General features: G+C 29.7%; 1 protein-coding gene. It reads left to right on the forward strand.

All coding sequences use genetic code 11. The features are described from left to right. Window positions 1-44 precede the first annotated feature (44 nt). Window positions 45-482, forward strand: coding sequence for a hypothetical protein (locus tag CDH49_RS15580; RefSeq protein ID WP_100616448.1), 438 nt, complete (start codon window positions 45-47; stop codon window positions 480-482). Window positions 483-538: the final 56 nt, after the last annotated feature.

The following is a 538-nucleotide window of genomic DNA, read 5'->3' on the forward strand; positions in this document are numbered from 1 at the left end:
AACACGTTGGCAAACAGTTTGAAAAAACGTAACCGAATGAAAAAATGGGAATAAAAGAATATTTAGATAATAGTCTGGACAAATATTATATCGGAATTCTGAATAAGAACGGATTTGAATTGACTGAATCTGATATTGCTGGAATAGGTGGAATTTATCGCTTTAAAAATAGTTGGTTAAATTTTGAAATTGTAAATGACCGAGGAATAATTGAAACTCGGATTTCCTCACTTTTCTCTGAAAATTTTTATGATTTGGACTTGATAAACGCATATTTAAATCGTAGAGAAAAAACTGAAATGGAAAAACCAAAGTTTGGAAAATCTGACTTATCAAAACGGCTGAGTTTAGAGCAGGAAAGTGAATTGTTTGAAAATAGTCTGACTGAAATAAAAACTATGTTTAACGAATTGAATTATAAACAAACAGAATCGGATTTGAATAAAATTGGAAATGAACGAGCAAAATTATTATTCGGATAAAAAACCGATTTGCCAACACCGTGTATAAAAAATTGCTAGTTTTAGCTAACACAAAG

The organism is Confluentibacter citreus (assembly GCF_002807055.1).
Classification (GTDB): Bacteria; Bacteroidota; Bacteroidia; order Flavobacteriales; family Flavobacteriaceae; genus Confluentibacter; species Confluentibacter citreus.

Coding starts and splice junctions, on each gene's coding strand:
- CDH49_RS15580 (WP_100616448.1), top strand. CDS start 45: ATGGGAATAAAAGAATATTTAGATAATAGTCTGGACAAATATTATATC.